Origin of the sequence: Corynebacterium sp. HMSC05H05 (genome assembly GCF_001807265.1) — a bacterium.
Classification (GTDB): domain Bacteria; phylum Actinomycetota; class Actinomycetes; order Mycobacteriales; family Mycobacteriaceae; genus Corynebacterium.
The window spans coordinates 26607-48252 of the sequence record NZ_KV788388.1 but is presented as its reverse complement, the minus strand read 5'-3'; the positions used below and the strand labels follow the sequence as shown (position 1 = coordinate 48252).

Annotated in this window: 20 protein-coding genes; 10 read left to right on the top strand and 10 right to left on the bottom strand. The window is 65.3% G+C overall.

What is annotated here, in order from left to right:
* Window positions 1–31 precede the first annotated feature (31 nt).
* Complete coding sequence (locus HMPREF3151_RS05135; protein ID WP_246815209.1) at window positions 32–838, top strand: DUF4439 domain-containing protein; 807 nt, start codon at window positions 32–34, stop codon at window positions 836–838.
* Here the strand turns inward: HMPREF3151_RS05135 and HMPREF3151_RS05130 are convergent.
* Complete coding sequence (locus tag HMPREF3151_RS05130; protein ID WP_070474133.1) at window positions 835–2622, bottom strand: proline--tRNA ligase; 1788 nt, start codon at window positions 2620–2622, stop codon at window positions 835–837. The genes HMPREF3151_RS05135 and HMPREF3151_RS05130 overlap by 4 nt on opposite strands.
* 31 nt (window positions 2623–2653) lie before the next feature.
* Here HMPREF3151_RS05130 and HMPREF3151_RS05125 point away from each other — a divergent pair, with 31 nt between their 5' ends.
* Together HMPREF3151_RS05125 and HMPREF3151_RS05120 are read left to right on the top strand one after the other, a co-directional pair.
* Window positions 2654–3340: a YaaA family protein gene (locus tag HMPREF3151_RS05125; RefSeq protein ID WP_070474500.1), complete on the top strand. Its 687-nt coding sequence runs from the start codon at window positions 2654–2656 to the stop codon at window positions 3338–3340.
* A 10-nt stretch (window positions 3341–3350) separates the two neighbouring features.
* Window positions 3351–4076, top strand: coding sequence for a DUF1648 domain-containing protein (locus HMPREF3151_RS05120; protein WP_070474131.1), 726 nt, complete (start codon window positions 3351–3353; stop codon window positions 4074–4076).
* 12 nt (window positions 4077–4088) lie between these two features.
* On the opposite strand, the gene HMPREF3151_RS05115 is transcribed toward HMPREF3151_RS05120, so the two are convergent.
* A complete protein-coding gene (locus HMPREF3151_RS05115) occupies window positions 4089–4961 on the bottom strand; it encodes a hypothetical protein (protein ID WP_141741334.1) in 873 nt (290 codons plus the stop codon).
* Window positions 4962–5228: 267 nt separating this feature from the next.
* Here HMPREF3151_RS05115 and HMPREF3151_RS05110 point away from each other — a divergent pair, with 267 nt between their 5' ends.
* Window positions 5229–5966, top strand: a complete 738-nt coding sequence (locus HMPREF3151_RS05110) for an NAD-dependent deacylase (RefSeq protein ID WP_070474127.1) — start codon at window positions 5229–5231, stop codon at window positions 5964–5966.
* Here the strand turns inward: HMPREF3151_RS05110 and HMPREF3151_RS05105 are convergent.
* Together HMPREF3151_RS05105 and cobA are read right to left on the bottom strand one after the other, a co-directional pair.
* A complete protein-coding gene (locus HMPREF3151_RS05105) occupies window positions 5963–6922 on the bottom strand; it encodes a class I SAM-dependent methyltransferase (protein ID WP_070474125.1) in 960 nt (319 codons plus the stop codon). The genes HMPREF3151_RS05110 and HMPREF3151_RS05105 overlap by 4 nt on opposite strands.
* Window positions 6906–7646, bottom strand: coding sequence for a uroporphyrinogen-III C-methyltransferase (cobA, locus tag HMPREF3151_RS05100; RefSeq protein WP_070474123.1), 741 nt, complete (start codon window positions 7644–7646; stop codon window positions 6906–6908). The genes HMPREF3151_RS05105 and cobA overlap by 17 nt, the downstream gene beginning before the upstream one ends.
* Window positions 7647–7670: 24 nt before the next feature.
* Between cobA and HMPREF3151_RS05095 the strand changes: the two genes are divergently transcribed.
* On the top strand, window positions 7671–8876 hold the full coding sequence (locus tag HMPREF3151_RS05095) for a protein adenylyltransferase SelO family protein (RefSeq protein WP_070474121.1): 1206 nt from the start codon (window positions 7671–7673) through the stop codon (window positions 8874–8876).
* Window positions 8877–8909: 33 nt separating this feature from the next.
* On the opposite strand, the gene mqo is transcribed toward HMPREF3151_RS05095, so the two are convergent.
* Window positions 8910–10421 (bottom strand): malate dehydrogenase (quinone), encoded by a 1512-nt coding sequence (gene mqo / locus HMPREF3151_RS05090; protein ID WP_070474119.1) that lies wholly within the window; start codon window positions 10419–10421, stop codon window positions 8910–8912.
* 131 nt (window positions 10422–10552) lie between these two features.
* Here mqo and HMPREF3151_RS05085 point away from each other — a divergent pair, with 131 nt between their 5' ends.
* The 4 genes from HMPREF3151_RS05085 to HMPREF3151_RS05070 all read left to right on the top strand — a co-directional run bounded on the left by HMPREF3151_RS05085 (window position 10553) and on the right by HMPREF3151_RS05070 (window position 14215).
* A complete protein-coding gene (locus tag HMPREF3151_RS05085) occupies window positions 10553–11548 on the top strand; it encodes an alpha/beta hydrolase (protein WP_070474496.1) in 996 nt (331 codons plus the stop codon).
* A 41-nt stretch (window positions 11549–11589) separates the two neighbouring features.
* Window positions 11590–13017, top strand: coding sequence for a mycothione reductase (gene mtr, locus HMPREF3151_RS05080; RefSeq protein ID WP_070474116.1), 1428 nt, complete (start codon window positions 11590–11592; stop codon window positions 13015–13017).
* Window positions 13018–13337: 320 nt separating this feature from the next.
* Window positions 13338–13745, top strand: a complete 408-nt coding sequence (locus HMPREF3151_RS05075) for a hypothetical protein (RefSeq protein ID WP_070474114.1) — start codon at window positions 13338–13340, stop codon at window positions 13743–13745.
* A gap of 53 nt (window positions 13746–13798) precedes the next feature.
* Window positions 13799–14215 (top strand): hypothetical protein, encoded by a 417-nt coding sequence (locus tag HMPREF3151_RS05070; protein ID WP_070474112.1) that lies wholly within the window; start codon window positions 13799–13801, stop codon window positions 14213–14215.
* Window positions 14216–14355: 140 nt separating this feature from the next.
* Here HMPREF3151_RS05070 and map read toward each other — a convergent pair whose 3' ends face one another.
* Genes map through dxr form a run of 5 tightly spaced genes read right to left on the bottom strand, consistent with a single transcriptional unit; the run spans window position 14356 to window position 20696 of the window.
* Window positions 14356–15255 carry a type I methionyl aminopeptidase gene (gene map / locus HMPREF3151_RS05065; protein WP_070474493.1) on the bottom strand — a complete coding sequence of 300 codons (900 nt, stop codon included), beginning with the start codon at window positions 15253–15255 and terminating at the stop codon, window positions 14356–14358.
* A 56-nt stretch (window positions 15256–15311) separates the two neighbouring features.
* A complete protein-coding gene (locus tag HMPREF3151_RS05060) occupies window positions 15312–17123 on the bottom strand; it encodes a penicillin-binding transpeptidase domain-containing protein (RefSeq protein WP_070474110.1) in 1812 nt (603 codons plus the stop codon).
* A 1-nt stretch (window position 17124) separates the two neighbouring features.
* Window positions 17125–18288 carry a flavodoxin-dependent (E)-4-hydroxy-3-methylbut-2-enyl-diphosphate synthase gene (ispG, locus tag HMPREF3151_RS05055; protein ID WP_070474108.1) on the bottom strand — a complete coding sequence of 388 codons (1164 nt, stop codon included), beginning with the start codon at window positions 18286–18288 and terminating at the stop codon, window positions 17125–17127.
* 20 nt (window positions 18289–18308) lie between these two features.
* The gene (locus HMPREF3151_RS05050) at window positions 18309–19517 is read right to left on the bottom strand and encodes a M50 family metallopeptidase (protein WP_070474106.1); all 1209 of its coding nucleotides are present in this window, start codon (window positions 19515–19517) and stop codon (window positions 18309–18311) included.
* 15 nt (window positions 19518–19532) lie between these two features.
* Complete coding sequence (gene dxr / locus HMPREF3151_RS05045) at window positions 19533–20696, bottom strand: 1-deoxy-D-xylulose-5-phosphate reductoisomerase (RefSeq protein WP_070474104.1); 1164 nt, start codon at window positions 20694–20696, stop codon at window positions 19533–19535.
* Window positions 20697–20876: 180 nt separating this feature from the next.
* Here dxr and HMPREF3151_RS05040 point away from each other — a divergent pair, with 180 nt between their 5' ends.
* Complete coding sequence (locus HMPREF3151_RS05040; RefSeq protein WP_141741333.1) at window positions 20877–21416, top strand: DUF2631 domain-containing protein; 540 nt, start codon at window positions 20877–20879, stop codon at window positions 21414–21416.
* Window positions 21417–21646 lie beyond the last annotated feature (230 nt).

Below are 21646 nucleotides of genomic sequence, written 5' to 3'. Positions count from 1 at the left end.
GCCGACCAACCTAGCGTGTAACGTGCAGCGCGTGAAGAAACTCCTCCTGCTGCCCGCCGCCGCACTCTTGCTCACCAGTTGCACCGTGATGGACGTCGTGGGGCCGCGCGCGAACGGCGAGATCATGTCGCTAGCGAAGCAGGCCTCCGCCGACTGGGTTTTCGGGGACCCTGCGCAGGAGCAGTGGCGCGAGATGCGCAAGAAGCAGAGCGAGGAGCTGAAGAACGAGGCGCTTCGTTTGTGCGGGCTGGACGCGCAGGGGCAAACGCCCGCGTCGTGCGACGTCGGCTACGGCGACACCGACCTGCCCGCCGAAGGTAATGCGGAGGCGGTGCTCGAGCACACCGTTGCCGCCGCCGACAAGGTTCCGGATGAGTCGGTCGACCTTATCGTCGCCCAGGCTATCGACGCACTCACGCTCTCCCCCGTCGACCTCGAGCCTGTCACCGAGACTGTGTCGGACGCCGCGGATACGGAAACGGCCCGCGACATGCTCGCCCGGGAGAACGCCGTCTACTACGGGCTGGGTCTCGCGCTCTCCTACGCCGACTCTGACCTCCGCGAGCGCATCGGCGTGCTGCGCGAGGCGTCCCACGAGCGCACCGCGGCACTGACCCGCGTGCTGGATGTCGCCGACGGCGAGGCGTTGGTTCCCGCCGCCGGCTACGAGTTCGCCGAGGGCTACACCGAGCCCACGAACGCAGAGGAAGCCGCCCAGCTGGTCAAAACCATGCAGAGCGACCTGGTCAAACAATGGCGCTACGCCGCCGCCCACGCTGAGTCCGCGGTCTGGCGCGAGGACGCCATCAGGCTGGCCGCCCACGGCCAGCGGGTCTAGCCGAGGCGCTCGGCGACGAGCTCCTGGACCTTCTCCACGATCTCGTCGGCCGGGACCTCCAGCGTCTCGCCGCCGCGGATGCGCAGCTCGACAATGCCGTCGGCGAACGCGCGGCCGAGGATGACAATGAACGGCATGCCGAGCAGTTCGGCGTCCTTGAACTTCACGCCCGGGGACACCTTCGGTCGGTCGTCGAAAAGCACCTCGAGCCCGGCGTCAGACAGCTCGGCGGCGATGCGGTCGCCCGCCTCAAGGGCTGCGGCGTCCTTGTTCGCCACCGCGACGTGCACCTGGAACGGGGCAATCTCCACCGGCCAGACCAGACCCTTGTCGTCGTGGCGCTGCTCCGCAACCACGGCGAGCATGCGGGAAATGCCGATGCCGTAGGAGCCCATGGTGGGCACGGCGCGCTTGCCGTTTTCGTCCAGGATCTGCACGTCCATTGCCTCGGTGTACTTGCGGCCGAGCTGGAAGATGTGGCCCAGCTCGATGCCGCGGGCGAGCTCGACGGTGCCGTTGCCGGACGGCGACGGGTCACCGGCCTTGATCTCGGCGGCCTCGATGTAGCCGTCGACGGTGAAGTCGCGGCCGGCGACCAGGCCAACCACGTGCCGCTGCGGAGCGTCTGCGCCGGTGATCCAGGCGGTGCCGTCCACCACGCGCGGGTCCGCCAGCAGCCGCACGCCATTGGCAGCAAGCGCGCGGGGGCCGACGTAACCCTTGACCAAAAAGTCGCTCTTGGCAAAGTCCTCGTCGCTGGCCAGCTCGAAGGTCGCCGGCTCAAGCGATGCTTCGAGGCGCTTCTCGTCCAGCTCGCGGTCGCCCGGGATCAGCACACCGACCAGCTGCGGCCCCACCGGCTCGCCGTTGTCATCTACCTGACGCGGGTCGTTGACCTTCACCATCATGCACTTGAGGGTGTCGGCGGCTTCGGCGGAGCGGCCGTCGACAAGCACGCCTGCATCCTGCGCCCACTCCACGAGCGCCGCGATGGTCTCGGACGCCGGGGTGTCGTGCTCGACCGCCTCCGGCAGGCCCTCAATCGAGCGCGGCTCGGACGCGACCGTGGTCACGGCCTCGACATTCGCGGCGTAATCGCCCGCGGTGGAGACGACGAAGGTGTCCTCGCCGTTGTCGGAGTACGCGAGGAACTCCTCGGACGCGGAACCGCCCATGGCGCCAGAGGTTGCCTTGCAGATCTCGTAGCGCAGGCCCACGCGGTCGAAGATGCGCTGGTAGGCCGCGCGGTGGTTGGCGTAGGACTGGTCCAGGCCCTCGTCCGACATGTCGAAGGAGTAGCTGTCCTTCATCACAAACTCGCGTCCGCGCAGGATGCCGGCGCGGGGACGCGCCTCGTCGCGGTACTTCGTCTGGATCTGGTACAGCGTGACCGGGAAGTCCTTGTAGGAGGAGTACAGGTCCTTCACCGCGGTGGTGAACATCTCCTCGTGCGTGGGACCGAGGAGCATGTCAGCGCCCTTGCGGTCCTTCAGGCGGAACAGGTCGTCGCCGTATTCGGTCCAGCGGTTGGTGGCCTCGTACGGCTCGCGCGGCAGCAGCGCCGGGAAGAGCAGCTCCTGGCCGCCCATCGCGTCCATCTCCTCGCGCACAACGCCTTCGATCTTGCGCAGCGCGCGCAGGCCCAGCGGCAGCCAGGAGTACACACCCGGCGCGGCGCGGCGCACATAGCCTGCGCGTACCAGCAGTTTGTGGCTGGGCACCTCGGCGTCGGCGGGATCTTCGCGCAGCGTGCGCAGGAACAGCGTGGACAGGCGTGTAATCATGGTTTGGCAGTTTACCGCTAGGGTTTTGCGCATGCTGATCGTGCTCCCGCCTTCTGAGACCAAAGCGCCCGGCGGCACCGACGCGGCCATGTCGCTGTCGTTTCCTTCCCTCGACGCCGTGCGCACATCGCTTATCGACGTCCTCACGGCCACCGACGTAGACACCCAAATGTCCGAGCTGAAAGTCCCCGCCGGCAAGCGCGCGGAGGCCGAGGAGAACTTGAGTTTGCGCACCGCGCCGGTGATGCCGGCGACCGAGCGCTACACCGGGGTGCTCTACGACGCCCTCGACGCATCGACCCTGTCTGATGCAGCCCTGGCACGCCTGGCCGTGGGCTCCGCGCTGTTCGGGGTGGTGCGCGCGGGCGACCTGATCCCCCGCTACCGGGTTTCCGGCGGCTCCAAGGTCGGCGGGAAGACGATGAAGGCGTGGTGGGGCACCCTGGTCAGCGATGCGCTCAGTGAACAGGGATTCGTGGTGGACATGCGCTCCGGCGCCTACCAGCAGCTCGGGCCGGTGCCGGGAGCGCTGACGGTGCGCGTGGAGCAGGCCGACACGGGCAAGGTGGTCAGCCACTTCAACAAGCAGTACAAGGGCGAGCTGGCCCGCGCGCTGGCGCCTCACGACGCCACGTGCGCCGACGACATCGTCGACATCGCTTCCGCCGCCGGCTTCGACGTTGCGCTCGACGGCACCCTGCTCACTATGCGTGTGTAGGTTGAGCTCCATGCCATCCCACTACCGTCGCTACGGCCTGGCGGCGCTGATCTACGCCGCCGGGTTCGCCTACATCCTGCTGCGCTGGGACGCGATCCCCGACCCGGTGCCGATACACATCGGCCCCACCGGAGAGGCGGACGGCTTCGCGCCGAAGACGCTGCTCAGCACGACGCTGCTAATGATCGTCGGTGTCGTGTTATCAGCGGTGATGCCGCTGTTTCTGCCGCCGAGATCGCTTGCCCGGCACACCGTCGACGTCCCGGCCGACGGCGCGTTGCCGTTTTCGGAGACGGTGGCCCGGCGCGTCGAGAAGCTTTGCGACGCCTCCGCAGTCATCGTCTCCAAAATAGTCCTCGCGATGGCCGCACTATTCGCGGTGATGAACATTGCCATGGTCGTGCCGGACGTGAGTCTGCCGTTCTGGCTGGAGATCGCGCTCTGGATCGGCTTCACCGTCTACGTAGTGGTGATCGCGGTGCGGATGACCTCTGCGAAGGACGGCATCGAACCGGACGCTGAGGAGCAGTCGCGCAACGAGCAGCTGCGCTACCAGGGCGGGATGGGCACCTACTCGGCGCCGAACGACCCGATGGTCGCCGCGGCGCTGCCGTCGAACCCGGGCAAGATAGCGGTGAATACAGCGCACGCGCCTGGCAAGCGCTACGTGCGGCGGGTGGTGGTCGGCATAGCTTTGATCCCCATAGTGTGCGTGGCGCTGTCTTTTGCGGTGTAGCTCGGTCCTGCGCTAACTCGCCGCCTTCTCAACCAACTCCGCTAACGCGAGAAGCCGGCGCACATCAGCCACAAACTCATCTTCTCTGAACAACAAATCGACCGGCGATGGACGCAGTAGCTTGACGCCCGCCTTCAGCAGGTTCTTTTCACGGCGTCGTTCTTTCCGCAGCGTCTCGTCGGTGGGATTGAACGTCACTCCGTCGTATTTGTAGTCGCCGTCTATCTCCGTCACGAACATCCCGCGACGAAGATCCACCTCATAGCCGGCAAACATGCCGTTGACGATCCAGTGCTCCGCCACCCGCTCGATCAGAATCGCTCTTCCGTAGGACTCGAACGGCGAGCGCGAGTTGTCCACCGCGAACCTCACTACTTTCCGCAGCGTGTCAATGCCTCGTACCCTGCCAAGCTTCTCCATCTCGGCCTCGACCGTGTCTCTGTCCGCGTAGAACTTCAGTATCCAGTCCATGGCGACGAGCCCTTCCCGGAAACCATGTCGCAGCGCGATTTCGAACGCCGTGGTCAGTTCATCCGTGGCACGCAGTGTGTCGAAGCGCCGGATTGTCGCTGGCCGTTTCCTTGCCCGGTGATAGACCGTGTTCGCTGGATGCTGCTTCTTCGGCGGCGCTTTGCCGTTTGGCAGGAGTAGTTCCACTGGCTCGTTGACCTCGGTCGTCACCACCCACATATCCAACGCCCTTGCAGCTGATCGCCCGGCCAACGCTGCTTTCCTGGCGGCTTTCCCCGCAGCGACAGCCTGGATCCACCGCCTCTCAAAGAACGCGAGCCCCGAGAAGTCGGCCCGCGACATGCAGTGCTTCGATGACAGAATCACTGCACCTGCGTTGTCGTTGTCTTTATCCCGATGGCGCAGCTTGCGCACAATCTCTGCTTGTCTCCCCCGATCCATGCCGCGATCCTGACAGAGATTCACGCAAAATGAAATGACTCTCGCTCATCTGTGGATAACTCGCCGCCATCGTTATCCACAGCTCAGGTACTTGGGAACCTCCCCAGGCAAAAGACGATATCGGCATTTACCGTCCCTGCCCGACCGCGACCAGGGCTTTTACCGCCGCGTCGGACCTAAATGCCGATATCGGCGTTAACACCGCCCCGTGACCCCCGCCCCACAGGTACCGTCGCACCCATGACCGCCTCCTCCACCATCGACACCGCCCGCGCCCTTATCGCCGACGCCTCGCACATCGAGGTCTTCACCGGCGCCGGCATGAGCGCCGACAGCGGCATCGCCACCTACCGCGACGCCCAGACCGGCCTGTGGGAGAACGTGGACCCGCAGGACATGGCGTCCATCGACGCGTGGCACGACGATCCCGACACCATGTTCGCCTGGTACCTCTGGCGCGCCCACCTCGCGCAGCAGGCGGAGCCGAACGCGGGCCACGTCGCCGTCGCCAAGTCACCAAAAACCACGGTGACCACCCAAAACATCGACAATCTCCACGAGCGCGCGGGCAGCAAAGACATCGTCCACCTGCACGGTTCGCTATTCGATTTTCGCTGCTCGCTTTGCGACGAGAACTTCGCCCAGCCCATCGACCTCCCCAAAGAACCCGTGGCTGCGATTACTCCCCCGTCCTGCCCGGAATGCGGCGGACCAGTGCGCCCAGGCGTGGTCTGGTTCGGCGAGGCACTGCCGGAGGCCGAGTGGAAGGAAGCGGAGCGCCGCATGCGCACCGCTGACGCGCTGGTGATCGTGGGCACCTCCGGGGTGGTCTACCCCGCCGCCGGCCTACCGCTGATGGCGCACGCCCGCGAGATTCCCATCATCGAGGTCACCCCCATGCGCACGGACCTGTCGCACCTGGCCGACGTGGTCATCGAGGACACCGCCGCAAACGCGCTGCCCGCCCTGCTGCCCTAGCGGCTGGCGCGGAGCACCGTGAAGGTCCTATCGCGCGCGACCTGCTCCACGGACGTGAAGCGGCGCTCCACCTCGCCGCGGTAGCGCAGGTGGGAATTGTGTACCAGGTACAGCGCCCCGCCGGGGGCGAGCAGACGCGCGGAGGCGTCGAGGAGGTGCTGCACGAGCGTCGCATCGACGGTGGTGCCGTCGTGGAACGGCGGGTTCAGCGCGATTGTGTCGAAGGACGCGTCCGGCAGCCGGGATCCAGCGTCGTCCCACGTCGTCTCCAACCCGATGGCGCGGGCGGAGAGCACCGCATCGGCATCCGCGTCCGTGGCAACGCCGCCCAAGCCCCGGGTGACTGAACCGTTGCCGCAGCCCAGGTCGAGCAGGCTGCCGGGCTCGGCGGGCAGGCAGGAGCGAAGCAGCTCCCCGCCCCGGTCCGGCTTAGCGCCGGAGAAGACTCCGCCGACGGCGACGAGGCCGTCGTAAAGCTTTGGCTCATACGACACCTCACGGGGGCCGGAGGCGACAAGGCAGCGGAACTTGCCGCGGCCGAGCGAGGCAGCAACGTCGTCGAACGACTCCGCCAACGTCGCGTTCATGCTGCGTGCGAGGTGCTTGTTGTTCGCGCCGAGCACGACACGCACGTCATCGAAGCCTGCGCCCGCGATAGAGCGCGCGAGGTAATCCAGCCGCGCCAGGGACTTCGGCATCTCGCCGACCGCAACGGCAGACCCCGTCGCCCCGGCCAGGTACTCGTCCAAGCGCACGTCGCCGGCTACCTCAGCCCCGAGCGACCGGGCCTGCTGGCTACGTGTGTAGTCCGCGTCGCAGAACACCACCGGCGCGCCCGCAGCGACCGCCGCGCGGGTCAGGTCCAGGGTCGGATCGTGGCAGATGAGCACGGTCCTTTGACCACCCTCAGCCGCGCCGAACGCGACATCCCAGATCAAGCTATCCAGCGTGCGCAAGGCCTGCGACCTCCCCCACCACGTACACGGCCGGCGCGGCGACGCCCTCGGCTTCCACCACGTCGGCCAAGCTCGCCGCGGTGGCAAAATACACGCGCTGCGCGTCCGTCTCCCCCTCCTGGATCACGGCGGCGGGAGTGTCCCCGGACAACCCGGCCTCCACCAGCGCCGCCGTGATCTCCCGCACGTTGCGCACGCCCATGACCACCACGATCGTCCCGCCGACGCGGGCCAGCGCACCCCAGTCCACCAGCGACTTCTCGTGGCCGGGCGGCAGGTGCCCGGAGACCACCGTGAACGCGTGGGTGACCCCGCGCTGGGTCACCGGCACCGACGCCGCAGCCGGCACGGACACCGCAGAGGTCACGCCCGGCACCACCGAGCACTCCAGCCCGGCCGCCGCGCACGCCTGCAGCTCCTCGAAGCCGCGGCCGAACACGTACGGGTCGCCGCCTTTGAGCCGCACGACGTGCTTGCCGGTGCGCGCGTAGGCAACCAGCATCTCGTTGATGCGCTCCTGCGCCACCTGCTTCGCGTACGGCAACTTCGCCACGTCCACGACTTCCTTGCCGGTCAGGTCCAAGAAATTCTCCAGCTCAGCGGAGGGGCCGAGGTGGTCGGCGAGGATGACGTCGGCAGCCTCGAGTGCGCGCAGTCCGCGGATGGTCAGCAGGTCCCACGCGCCTGGGCCGCCGCCTACGAGTGTGATGTGGCCGGTAGTCATAGCCAATCAGTTTAGGGTGGAGCCATGAATCAACCCCAGCTCGCCCACACGCTCGCAGATGCCCTGCCGGAGCTCGCGCACACAGAGCCCGGCACGGAGTTTGAGAACCCGCAGCTTGTCGCGCTCAACGAGCCGCTTGCGGAGGAGCTCGGCCTCGACGTCGCGTGGCTGAAATCTGACGACGGCCTGAAATTCCTCTCCGGCGGCACAGGCGGCCACGCCATGGCATACGCGGCGCACCAATTCGGCCAGTTCGTGCCATTGCTTGGCGACGGCCGCGCCCTGCTCCTCGGTGACACCGCCGGGTATGAGATCCAGCTCAAGGGCTCAGGTCTGACCGCGTTTTCGCGCCCGGGCACGGACGGGGTGGGCGCGATCGGGCCGATGCTGCGCGAGCACCTCGTCTCCACGTTCATGCACGCGGTCGGCGTGCCCACCACCCGGTCGCTGGCCGTGCTGTCCACCGGCGGCACTGTGATCCGTCAAAACGGCGCGGTCCCAGGCGGCATTGTGGTTCGCGTGGCCAAGAGCCACCTGCGTGTGGGCACGGTGCAGTACGCGGCGACGAAATCGGAGGAGCTGACCCAAAAGGTCGTCGCTGCCGCGGGCTTCTCAGACGCCGAGGAGATGCTGCGCACCGTCACCGGCCGCCAATTCGACCTGGTGGCGCACTGGATGCGCCTGGGTTTCGTCCACGGGGTGATGAACACCGACAACGTGGCGCTGTCGGGCGAGACCCTCGATTACGGCCCGTGTGCGTTCACCGAGCGTTTCGACGGCACCGCGAGCTTCTCCTCCATCGACCGGCAGGGCCGCTACGCGTTTGGCAACCAGCCCAACATCATCGCCTGGAACATGGCGCGGCTGGCGGAGGCGCTCTACCCGCTGCTCGGCGCGGAGAAGGTCGACGCCTACGTCAAGACTGTCCAGCCAGCCTGGGACGAGGCCTGGGCGAAGTGGATCGGCGGCGACCACGACGGGCTCAACGCCGCCGCCGACATCACCACCTACAACCGCGAGCACGGCATGAACGGCGCGCCAGGGCCGATCTTCATCCCCCGCAATCACATGCTGCAGGAGGCTATCGACGCCGCCGAGCTCCGCGGCGACTACACCGCGTACAACGAGCTACTCGCCGCGGTGAGTGATCCGTACAACGAAAAGGCCGGGCCCGAATGGATGGCCCGGCCTGAGGGACAGCTGCCCTACGTCACCTTCTGCGGAACGTAAACACCGCTCCCCCTGTAGCGCAACGCAGTCGCGCTACAGCGCGTTTTCGCCCGTGTCCAGCCCCAGCGTCTTCTGCGTCCACGCCCACTGCTCGTCGTAGGCGTCCTTGTCGCGCTTGAGCGACTTGCCGTAGGTGGGGAACATCTCGTGCAGCTTGTCGGCCCAGTCGATCATGTGCTCGCCGAAGCAGCGCTCCAGCAGCTCGATCATGGCGGCCGGGGTGATGGATGCACCCGGGGATGCGCCGAGCACGCCGGCGATGGTGCCGTTCTGGTCGTTGACCAGGGCGGTGCCGAACTCCAGGGTGCCGAAGCGCGGGAACGCGGCCGGCTTGATCACCTGCACGCGCTGGCCGGCGACCACGACTTCCCAGTCCTTGCCGTCTGCTGCCGGGTAGTACTCGTGCAGCATGTCCACCTTGCCGTCGAAGTCGCGGAAGACTTCCTGCACCAGGTACTTCACCAGCGCGATGTTGGTCGCGCCGACGCCCAGGTAGGACGGGATGTTGTCCAGGCGGATGGACTTGAACAGGTCCAGGTAGGTGCCTTCCTTGAGGAACTTCGGGCTCCAGCCGCCGTAGGGGCCGAACAGGAGGGATTCCTTGCCGTCCACGACGCGCAGATCCAGGTGCGGCACGGACATCGGCGGGGCGCCGACCTTGGCCTTGCCGTAGACCTTGGCCTTGTGCTGCTGCACCAGTTCCTGGTTGTCGGTCTTGAGCCACATACCGGAGATCGGGAAGCCGGCGTAGCCGTGGACCTCGGGCACGCCGGCCTTGCGCAGCAGGTCGAGTGCGTAGCCGCCGGCGCCGACGAAGACGAAGCGGGCGCGCACAACCTGCTTGTCGCCGGTGTGGACGTTTTTGACGGTGACCTTCCAGAAGTTGCCTTCGCGCTTGATGTTGGTCACTTCGCGGCCGTAGCGGATCTCGGTGCCGTTGTTCTTGGCGGCGTCGAGGAACTGCTCGGTCAGGGAGCCGTAGTTGATGTCGGTGCCGGCGTCGGTCCAGGAGATGGCCACCGGCTCGGCGTCGAAGTCGCGGCCCTGAGACATCAGCGGCAGCTTCTCCGCGAAGGTCTCGCGGTCGTCCGCGAACTGCATGTTGGGGAACATGTGGTTTGCAGAGAGCTTGTCGTAGCGCTTGCGCAGGTAGTTGATCTGGTCTTCGCCCTGGGCGAACGACACGTGCGGCACGGGGTTGATGAAGGCGCGCGGGTCGGTCAGCACACCGTTTTCCACCTGGTAGGACCAGAACTGGCGCGACAGCTGGAACTTCTCGTTGATGTTCATCGCCTTGGAGACATCAATGCGGCCCTTCTTCTCGGGCGTGTAGTTCAGCTCGCACAGCGCAGAGTGGCCGGTGCCGGCGTTGTTGAACGGGTAGGAGGACTCCTCGGCAGGCCCGTCAAGCCGCTCGAAAATCATCTGGGACCAGTCGGGTTCCAGCTCGTGCAGCATCGAGCACAGTGTGGCGCTCATGATGCCGGCGCCGACGTGCAGGATGTCCACCTCGTCCGCGTACTTCTTACCACCGTTGTCAGACATGCGTAGTCATCCTTTGATGTTTATCGACTTTTGGGAGTGGTGACTATATTACGTCCCCTTCATTGCCAAGGTGCAAAGGCTTGTCGACGACCACAGGTCCGAACCGTCCGCAGAAAAGTATCATCGGCCGCATGAACAAGCTTGATTGGCAACCTGACCCGCTTGGCGACGGATTCGAGCAGGCAGTGCTCCCCCAAGGCAAGGACCCGGACAGCCGAACTCGCGTGGATGCGGTGCTGGTGCGGGATGTACGCGCGTCGCAAAGCACAACGCCCCAGAAGCCCGCCGTGCTGTGGGTGCACGGCATGTCCGACTACTTCTTCCAGGCCCACGTCGCCGACGAGTTCACCCGGCACGGGTACCCGTTTTACGCGCTGGACCTGCGGCGCTGCGGGCGCGCGCTGAAGAAGGGCCAGCGCGCGCACTTCACACTTTCCATGAGCCGGTATTTCCCCGAGCTCACCCAGGCGCTGGAGATTCTTGCGGCGGAGCACGGCTCGGTGGTGGTGCTGGCGCATTCCACCGGCGGGCTGATTGTGCCGCTGTGGGCGGACCAGCTGCGCCGCGAGCAGCCCGCGGAGCATCAAAAGCTCGCCGGGGTGGTCCTGAACAGCCCGTGGCTGGACATGCAGTTTCCGAAGTGGCAGGTGGCAGTGCTTAAACCGCTCCTCAACGTCTTCGGGACGATGTTCCCCTCGCTGCCGCTGTTGCAGCGCGGTGAGGGCACGTACGGCAAGTCCATCCATAGGGACTTCCACGGCGAGTGGGAGTTCAACACCGAATGGAAGCCGATTGACGGGCACCGCAAGTACCTGGGATGGATCCGCGCGGTGATCAAGGGGCAGGAACAGATCCACGCCGGACACGTTGATACTGGTGTGCCGACGCTGACGCTGTGCTCGTCGCATTCGTACCTTGGCGAGGACTACTCCCCCGCCGCGGACACCGCCGACACGGTGCTCGACGTCGACCAGATCCAGCGCTGGGCACCGACGCTTTCTAACAACGCAAGCGTGCAGGTCGTCGACGGCGCACGGCACGACGTGTTCCTCTCCGAACGCCACGCCCGAGAGGCCGCGTTCAAGGCCGTTTTCAAGTGGTTAGACGGCCAGGATTTTGCCCAGTAACGTCAATACGCAACACACACATATATATAGAGGAGAAAACCATGCCCGCTCACGACAGCAATTTGCAGGACGCCACACGCTACGACCTGATCATTGTGGGAACGGGTTCGGGCAACTCTATCCTCACTCCCGACTTCGACGACAAGAACGTCGCGATTGTGGAGAAAGGCGCGTTCGGGGGCACGTGCTTAAACGTCGGCTGCATCCCCACCAAGATGTACGTGCTTGCCGCGGAGCAGGCGTACGCGGCGCGCGAGGCCGGAAAGCTCGGCATCGATCTTGAGTACAAGGGCGCAGACTGGCCCGGGATCGTCGAGCGCGTCTTCGACAACCGCATCGACCTGATTGCCAAAGGCGGTGAGGATTACCGCCGCAACGGCTGCCCCAACGTCACCGTCTACGACGTGGAGGCGTCCTTCGTCGGCCCGAAGACGCTGAAGACTGGCCGCGGCGGGACCGAAGAGCTCATCACCGCCGATACGATCATCCTCGCCGCCGGCGCCCGCGCGTTCATCCCTGACTGGGCGCACGACGTCACCTTCCACACCAACGAGGACATCATGCGGCTTAAGCGCCAGCCGAAGTCGCTGACCATCGTCGGCGGCGGCTTCATCGCCATGGAGTTTGCGCACGTCTTTGACGCCCTGGGCACCGAGGTGACCATCATCAGCCGCTCGCAGCTGCTTCGACAGCTGGATCCGGACCTCGCAGAGCCGTTCAACAAGCTCGCCGCCGAGCGCTACACCGTCCACATGGGCCGCACGGTCACTTCCGCCGCCGAGGACAGCGAGGGTGTCACGCTCACGCTTGACGACGGCACCACGGTCACCACCGAATCCCTCCTCATCGCCACGGGCCGTATCCCCAACAGCGACACACTCAATGTCGCCGCCGCTGGCATTGAAACGCACGAAAACGGACGCGTCGCCGTCGACAAGTTCGGCCGCACCTCCGTGGACGGCGTGTGGTCGCTCGGAGACCTTTCCTCCCCGTACCAACTCAAGCACGTGGCGAACGCGGAGCAGCGCGCGGTGACGCACAACGTACTTCAAGCTTGGGCCGGCGAAAGTGGCTCGGCCATGGTGCCGATGCCGCACGATCACGTCCCGTCGGCGATCTTCACCCACCCGCAGATCGCCACAGTGGGAATGACCGAACAGCAAGCTGTGGACGCCGGCTTCGACGTCACTGTGAAGGTGCAGAACTACGGCGACGTGGCCTACGGGTGGGGTCTGGAGGACTCTACCGGCGTGGTGAAGCTGGTGGCCGACCGGAAGACCGGCCAGCTTTTGGGCGCGCATTACATGGGCCCGCAAGCCTCCACGCTGATCCAGCAAATGATCACTGTGCTCGCATATGGGCTGGACTTGCGGGACTTCCCGCGCTCCCAGTACTGGATCCACCCGTCCCTGGCAGAGGTGACCGAAAACGCGATCCTCGGCCTCGACCTGACATTCAAAGAAGTCTAAACCTCTGCTTCACCCCTCTTTCGGGGGAACAGCTGAATAGACACGACCTTTTCGACACATCTGCCGAAAAGAGCACGTGAGAGATATTTGAATTGCCCCAACCTTTTCAGCTAATGCCAAGCTTTCCAACCTTTGGTTGAACTTTTGAAAAAATTTAGGCGCCAACTTGCATACCGCTGGAAGTGTTCGGCTATTGTCAGTGCAGACACCGGGACCGAGCCCACCGGGCTTGCTATCGGTCCTAGGAGCTCAATGCCCCTGGGATTCTTTGAATTCCACCCGGACGTCGTGCAAGAACTATCAGAGAAGGATTTCGTTTCATGCGTAATTTCCGTAAGGCAGCCCTCGCCGGCGCAACCGCCGTCGCTGTGGCATTCGGCTCCACCGCAGTCGCAACCGCCGAGACCACTGAGGACAGCACCGCGGCAGAGAACACCTACGTCGCACCGTCCCGTCCGGTTGAGGCCAAGGACGGCAAGGACGGCGTAGAGCCGGCTTCCTCCCAGAAGATCACCCACTCCGAGTGGCTCCAGTTCCGCGACGAGAACGGCAACCTGCGCGGCACCGACGGTCAGGCAATCTTCGGTGAGAAGGACAACTTCGACGCACAGCCGCGTTACGCCAAGCTTGCGTACGGCGCGACCATCTTCACCGCTGTCTCCGCACTCGTCGGCCTCATCGTTGGCCCGCTGTACAACTTCTTCGTTCACGGCGAATTCAACTTCTAAGACCGCGGACTTCCGCAAACCAATTCCACTCACATTTCGAAAGAAGGAAAACGATGCGTAACTTCCGCACCGCTGCAGTTGCTTCCGCAACCGCTCTGACCGTCCTCGCTGGCGGCACCGCAATCGCGTCCGCTGAGGATGCTCAGAACGAGACCACCTCCAAGGACAAGGCCGTCGTCTTCGTCGGCAAGCAGGAGGGTGACAAGGACTTCGGTAAGGTCGTCAGCGACGGCACCAAGGGCCTGTTCGACGGCAAGGGTTCTTCCCAGTACTTTGATGACAAGGACAAGGAGTTCTACCCGACCGACGCTTTCGGCAACAAGACCAACAAGGAAGACGTTCCGCAGTGGGCTCGCTACTGGATCGACGGCTCCATCGTCGCTGCCATCGGCGCCCTGGTTGGCCTCGTCATCGCTGGCTTCAACTTCGCCTTCTACAACGGCTGGATCCAGCACCCGCTCTCCCGCTAAGCAATAGCGCTTGAGCTAGGAGGTTGAAACCCCGTCGCTGTTTGCGACGGGGTTTCGTTCTGTCTACGGGTGGACCGTAGACGTAAAGCGGGCCCGCACTGAAATGTTCCGTGCGGGCCCGTTTCAGATTCTTATGCGGTCTACTCCCCCAGCATATGCTGCCCGGCGGCGACGTCCGCGTCCGGGATGGTGAGGATTTCGTTGCCGTCGTCGGTGATCACGATGGTGTGCTCGAACTGGGCGGTGTACTCGCCGTCGACGTTCTGCACTGTCCAGCCGTCGTCCCACACTCGGTACGGCAGCTCGCCCAGGTTGATCATCGGTTCGATCGTCAGCGTCATGCCTGGCTCGAGGACGTCCGTGTAGGCGTCGGAATCGTAGTGCAGCACCACGAGCCCGTTGTGGAAGGTAGTGCCCACGCCGTGGCCGGTGAAGTCGGTGACCACGTTGTAGCCGAAGCGCTTGGCGTATGACTCGATCACGCGCCCGATCACGTTGATCTGGCGGCCGGGCTTCGCTGCCTTAATGCCGCGCATCATCGCCTGGTAAGTGCGGTCAACCAGGTCCTTGTGCTCCTGCGCCACCTCGCCTGCGAAGAAGGTGGCGTTGGTGTCGCCGTGCACGCCGTTTTTGTAGGCGGTGACGTCGATGTTGACGATGTCGCCCTCCTGGATCACCGTCGTGTCCGGGATGCCGTGGCAGACAATTTCGTTCAGGGAGATGCACGAGGACTTCGGGTACCCGCGGTAGCCCAGCGTGGACGGGTAGGCGCCGTGCTCGACCAGGTAGTCGTGGACGATGCCGTCAATCTCGTCTGTGGTTTTCCCGGGGGCTACAGCCGCACCTGCAAGCGCCAGTGCGTTCGCGGCGATCTTCGAGGCCTCGCGCATCGCCTCGATGGTCTCCGGGGTCTGGATGATCGGCTCGCCGACGTTCTCCTGAACCTCGTCCTTCCACGCGTACTCTGGGCGCTCAATGCTCTTTGGCACCTTGCGCTCTGGGGTGGGTTTTCCTGGGGTGAGTAGGCCTCGATTATTCATGTCCTCAATGGTAGACCTGTGGTCAAACGCGCCCACGCAGCCCTCCAGGAGGCTTACTAGCTTCCCGAGTCCAGGTTCAGCAGCATCCGGTCCGATAGCGCCACAGCGGCCTCGGAACCGCCGCCGAGGACTACGAGGGTGGCAAAGGCGATGTCGTCGTCTGCCCGGTAGCCGGTGAACCACGAGTGCGAGCCTTCATTGATTTCGGCCTCGCCGGTCTTGCCGCGGATATCCCCGCCCGCGGTGAACGCGCTCGCCGTGCCGCCCGGCCCAGTCACCGCCGCCATCATCTGGCGCAGCTCCTCAGCTGCCTGCGGATCCATCGGTGGTGCATCTTCGCTGAGCTTCGTTTCCTCGCCCTCCACCAGGTACGGCACAGGAAGAGAGCCACGGGCGGCCGCCGCGGAGACCAGCGCCATGCCGAACGGGCTGGCCAAGTCCAATCCCTGGCCGTAGCCGGCTTCGGTGCGGTCCAGCGGTTCCTCACCCTCCGGGATGGAGCCGGTAATCGTTTCCACCCCGGGGATCTCCATGTCCACGCCCAAGCCGAACTGCTTGCCGATATCCTGCAGCTCCCCCGGCGCCAGCTTCGTGGAAATGTCCGCGAAGGTGGTGTTGCAAGAGCGGGCGAACGCGGTTTCCAGCGGGACGGTGCCCATGCCAAAGCCGGCGTAGTTAGTCACGGTGCGGCCGAAAATGTTCATGGTGCCAGGGCACGGGACAGGTGAACCCGGTATTAACCCCTGCTTAGTTAGCCCGGCAAAGGCGGTGAGGATCTTAAACGTCGAGCCCGGCGGGTACTGGCCCATCGTGGCCAGGTTGCCTCCGGCGTCAGCGGCCGGAGTCTGCGCGATAGCCAAAATCCCGCCGGTGGAGGGCCGAATAGCCACAATCATGGCCTGCTGGCCCGCAACCGGCTCCAGCGCCATCTCCGCGGCGCGTTGGACGCGGTGGTCCAGGCTGATGTGAACCGCAGGCGCTGGGGCGGCGTCCTGACGCTTGATCTCCTCGTAGGAGGCGCCATTTTCGTTGACCACGTCGACGCTCCAGCCGGTATCGCCCTGCAGATCGTCACGCACCAGCTCGCCCACACGCGCCATGATGTCGGGGGCGAACTCCGGCTGCGCGTTGACCATTGCGGCCTCCTCGTTGAGCCGCACACCGGGCTCGCCGGCAAGCGCGGACTCGAACGCGTCGCGCGCGGGCGCGGGCACCACAGCAACGGAGTAGATGCCGGAGGCGTCCTGCAGCTCTTTAGCTACTTCCTCCGCGTCACGCAGGGGCGCGCCGCGATCCACCTCGTGGGCCTTCGCTAGCGCCGCGCTGATACCCGCGGCTGCTGCCCCGGCGCTGCGCATCTCATCGGTGTCCACCAACACGCGGTAGGCGGTGCCGGGCTTCAGCAACTCCACCCCGTCGGAGGAGACCACACTGGCCTGCGACGGCGCCACCGCGCGCAGTTCCAAATGCTGGTTCGCACCCAGCCGCGGGTGCAGCATGGACGGCTGCCAGCGCACGTTCCACGTGTCGCCGCTTTGCGTCAGCGTCATCTGCGCCTGGTACGTCAGATCACGATCGCGGGGCAGGTCCCAGCGCAGTTCGTAAGTGGCGGTGGCCAGGTTGTCGTCCTGGTTGACGTCGATAAGCGATGCGCTCAGGCTCTCCGCCTGCAAACCGCCCCACGTCTCATTCAGCGAGGTTTCGGCGGCGGAGGCGTTGTCAATCAGCGCCGAATTCACCTCGCGCTTTTCCAGCGCGCTGAGGAAATCGGAGGCGGCAGGTTCGGCGTCGTTGGGGCGCGGGGTGCAACTGCTTATCGACGCCGCCAGCGCCACCACCGCAATCCCCGCGACACGGCGACGCAGCATGTTAGCGAGTGACCTTGACCTCGGCCTTAGCGCCGGCGACCTCCTCGAGGCCTTCCTCCTCGGCGATGCGGTGCGCGTAATCAATGAGCGTTTCCACGATCTTGGACTCCGGCACCGTCTCCACAACCTCGCCCTTGACAAAGATCTGGCCCTTACCGTTGCCGGACGCCACACCAAGGTCGGCGTCGCGCGCCTCGCCCGGGCCGTTGACAACGCAGCCCATCACGGCCACGCGCAGCGGGAACTCCATGCCGTCCAGGCCGGCGGTGACCTCCTCAGCGAGCTTGTACACGTCAACCTGGGCGCGACCACACGACGGGCAGGAGACGATCTCCAGCTTGCGCGGGCGCAGGTTCATCGCCTGCAAAATCTGGTCCCCGACCTTGATCTCCTCCACCGGGTCCGCGGACAGGGACACGCGGATGGTGTCGCCGATGCCCTGCGACAAAAGCGCGCCGAAGGCAACAGAGGACTTGATCGTGCCCATGAACTTCGGGCCGGCCTCGGTCACGCCGAGATGCAGCGGGTAGTCGGTCTTCTCCGCGAGCTGGCGGTAGGCCTCCACCATCAGCACCGGGTCGGAGTGCTTCACGGAGATCGCGATGTCGCCGTAGCCGTGCTCCTCGAACAGGCCCGCCTCGTAGATCGCGGACTCCACCAGCGCCTCCGGGGTAGCCTTGCCGTACTTTTCCAGCAGACGCGGGTCCAAGGAGCCGCCGTTGACGCCGATGCGGATCGGGATGCCCGCGTCACCGGCTGCCTTGGCAACCTCCTTGACGCGGCCGTCGAACTCCTTGATGTTGCCCGGGTTCACGCGCACGGCGGCACACCCGGCGTCGATGGCGGCGAAGATGTACTTCGGCTGGAAGTGGATGTCCGCGATCACCGGGATCGGCGACTTCGCGGCAATGGCCGGCAGGGCGTCCGCGTCCACGGTCTTCGGACAAGCCACTCGCACGATGTCGCAGCCCGCGGTGGTCAGCTGCGCGATCTGCTGCAGTGTGGCGTTGATGTCGTGCGTCTTCGTCGTGGTCATGGACTGCACAGAAATCGGGTGATCCGAACCGACACCGACATCGCCCACCATCAGCTGACGGGTTGTGCGGCGCGGAGCCAAAGTCGGTGCCGGGCCTTCGGGCATGCCTAATCCGATGGGGGTGTTCATGGTGGCTAACTCTAGCACCGTCAGCCAAAAATTCGGACGGGGTTGACCACGTCCGCGGCCATCACCAACACACCGACGCCGAGCAGCAGCGCCGCCATGGCATACGTCAAGGGCATGAGCTTTTCGTAGTTCGCGGGAGCGCCCGGGCCGAGGCCACGGAGGCGTCGTAAAGCATCGCGAATCTTTTCGTACAGCACCACCGCAATGTGCCCGCCGTCCAGCGGCGGCAGCGGCACAAGGTTGAACAGGGCGAGGAAGAAGTTCAAGCTGGCCAGCATCATCCAAAACGCGGACCACATATCCTGCTCCACCAGCTCGCCGCCGGTGCGCGAGGCGCCGATGACACTGACCGGGCCTTCGATGTCGCGCTCCGCGCCGAAAATGGAGGCTACAACGCCGGGGATTTTCGCCGGGAACGACGCGATGCCGTCCACCGTCGCGCGCAGCATCTGGCCGGTGAAGTGCAAGGTCGCAGGCACCGCTTCCGCCGGGCCGTACTGCTTGACCGCGTCGGGCACAGGCGCGGGGGCGATGCCCACCGCACCCTGGGTGACGCGCTCGCCGGTGGCCGGGTCGATGCGCTCGACGGCGGCGACAGGCACGTCGAGGGTGACGGTCTCACCGCCGCGGAGCACCTCGAGGCTCACCGTTTCGCCTGGCTGCTTCGCGACGGCATCGCGCAACTGCTCGAACTGCTCAATCTCCTGCCCGTTAAGCGCCACCAGGGTGTCGCCTGCTTGGACACCAGCCTCGCCCGCCGGGCCCGCGCCGGAGCACTCCCCCAGCGTCTCCGCGTCCACCTGGTCGGCCACGCACACCGTCTTGCCCACGCGCGGGGTGAAGTCCGCGTCCGGGTTCGGGATGCCGGAAAAGATGGCGACAAAGTAGATGATCACCACGCCGATGAGCAGGTTCATCGCAATGCCGCCGGCGAGCACCGCGATGCGCTGCCACGCCGGCTTGTTCACCATCGCGTGCGGCTCCTCCTCGGGCGTGAGGGGATCCATCGCAGTCATACCCGCGATGTCGCAGAACCCGCCGAACGGCAGCGCGGCAAGGCCGTACTCGGTGTGGCCCTTCGTGGTCGACCACACCGTGGGCCCGAAACCAATGAAATAGCGCCGCACGCGCATGCCGAAGGCGCGGGCCGTGAACATGTGCCCGGCCTCGTGCAGCGCAATTGACGCGGCGATCGCAAGCGCGAACGCCAGAATGCCTAGCGCACCCACAAAACCCCTTGCGCGCTACGCGCTGGCGATGCGCTCGACAACAGCCTCCGCGCGCTCGCGGGCGCGGGACTCGGTGCGCAGGACCGCGTTGACGTCGGCAGGCGCCTCCGCGAAATCGCCGGCGCCGTTGAGGACCTCGGTGATGATGTCCACGATGTGCGGGAACTTAATGCGGCCCTCGACGAACGCGTCGACGGCAACCTCGTTGGCCGCGTTGTAAATCGCCGGGTACGGCTCACCCTTCGCCGCGGCCTCGCGGGCCAGCTTCACCGCCGGGAACGCTTCCTCATCCAGCGGCTCGAAGGTCCACTCGTAGGACTTGGAGAAGTCCAGGGCGGGCTGCGCGTCCGGGATGCGGTTGGGCCAGTTCAACGCGTGGGAGATCGGCAGCATCATCGACGGCGGGGACGCCTGGGCGATGGTCGCACCGTCGGTGAACGTCACCATGGAGTGGACGATGGACTGCGCGTGGACGGTCACATCGATATCGTCCGGGTCCACGTCGAAAAGCAGCGCTGCCTCAATGAGCTCGAGGCCCTTGTTCACCATCGTCGCGGAATTCAGCGAGTTCATCGAACCCATGGACCACGTCGGGTGGTTCACGGCCTGCTCGTAGGTGACGTCCATGAGCTCCTCGCGGGACTTGCCGCGGAACGGGCCGCCGGAGGCGGTGAGCACGAAGCGGGCCACCTCCCCGCGGTCGCCGGAGCGCAGCGCCTGGGCCATCGCGGAGTGCTCAGAGTCCACCGGGATAATCTGTCCGGGTTTCGCAGCCTCGAGCACGAAGCGGCCGCCAGCGACGAGCGACTCCTTGTTCGCCAGCGCCAGCGTCGCGCCCGACTTCAGCGCCGCGAGGGTTGCGGGCAGGCCAGCGGAACCAACAAGCGCGTTGAGCACCAAGTCCGCCTTCTGCGACTCCACGAGCGCCGCCGCGCAGTTATCGCCGGTGATGACGAAGCCGCCGAGCGCCTTCGAAACCTTCTTGGCCCCGTCCAGATCGCGCACGGCAACCTGGTCGGCACTGAGGCCGAATTCGCGGGCTTGCTCAATAGCCCGGTCAGGGTTGGTTCCGCCGGTGACGATGCCGACCACGTTGAACTGGTCTCTATGTTCGCGGATGATTTCAATCGCCTGAGAACCGATAGAACCTGTCGAGCCCAAGATGATTACATTCTTCACGCGCCCATTGTGACACGAAACAGCACATTCTGGCACTGTGCGGGCCTAATCCCGTGGACTGTGGTGCGAAAGTTTGAACACATTGGGGGTTGGAAGTCCCCTCTGCCCCACCCAGTGTGCGATGATAGGCGCTGAAAGTTTTACCAATCTTGGCAACCGCTAACCAGGCTTTGAAGGAGCATTCCAGTGGCCCACGCGAAGGACAACGCACCCCAGGTGTACAACGGTGTTTCTGAGGCGGACGTTCCGTCTGCCCGTTTCGGCTGGAGCGCGTTCACTGACCGCACCATCCAGATCGCCGGCTGGATCTCCGTCCTGTTCCTCATCGCCTACAACTTTGGCAACCACCAGGGCCACGTGGAGACCATCTGGCTCATCGCCCTCGCAGTGCTGATCGCGCTCGGCCTGATCCTGCACGCCACCAAGCCGAAGCTGAACCAGGTCCGCACCGTCACCTCCCACAACAAGCCGGTGGGCCACCAGGAGCCGGACTGGATCTACGACCAGGCCACCCTCTCCGGCGACGTGTACGAGAACCTCTCCGACTCCCAGCTGCGCGCCCTGAACATCGAGCCGGGCCGCGTCGCCCACCTGCGCCCGGCACGCGGCCAGGAGCGCGTGGTCGAGCGCACCGCTGCCCGCCCGGTCGACGCGGCGCACCAGCGCGAGGACGTTGAGGTCATCACCGTCGAATCCCGCGGCAAGCACGAACGCATCTAAGTTTCTCGACGCCACCGTCACCGCCAGCCCCGCCGCTGGCGGTTTTTTCGTGCCTGGTCGCCTGCGACGGTTCCCTCCACACGGCAAACCCTGTGAGCCAAACCCTGGGATCGGCCAATTTTTGCGGGCGATCCCAAGGTTTGCCTCCCAAGGTTTGTGTTACTGCCCTCCCCCGTCCCTGCCTGGATCCGCAGACCCAGAGCAAGAAACCCTGAGTATGGCCGGATTTT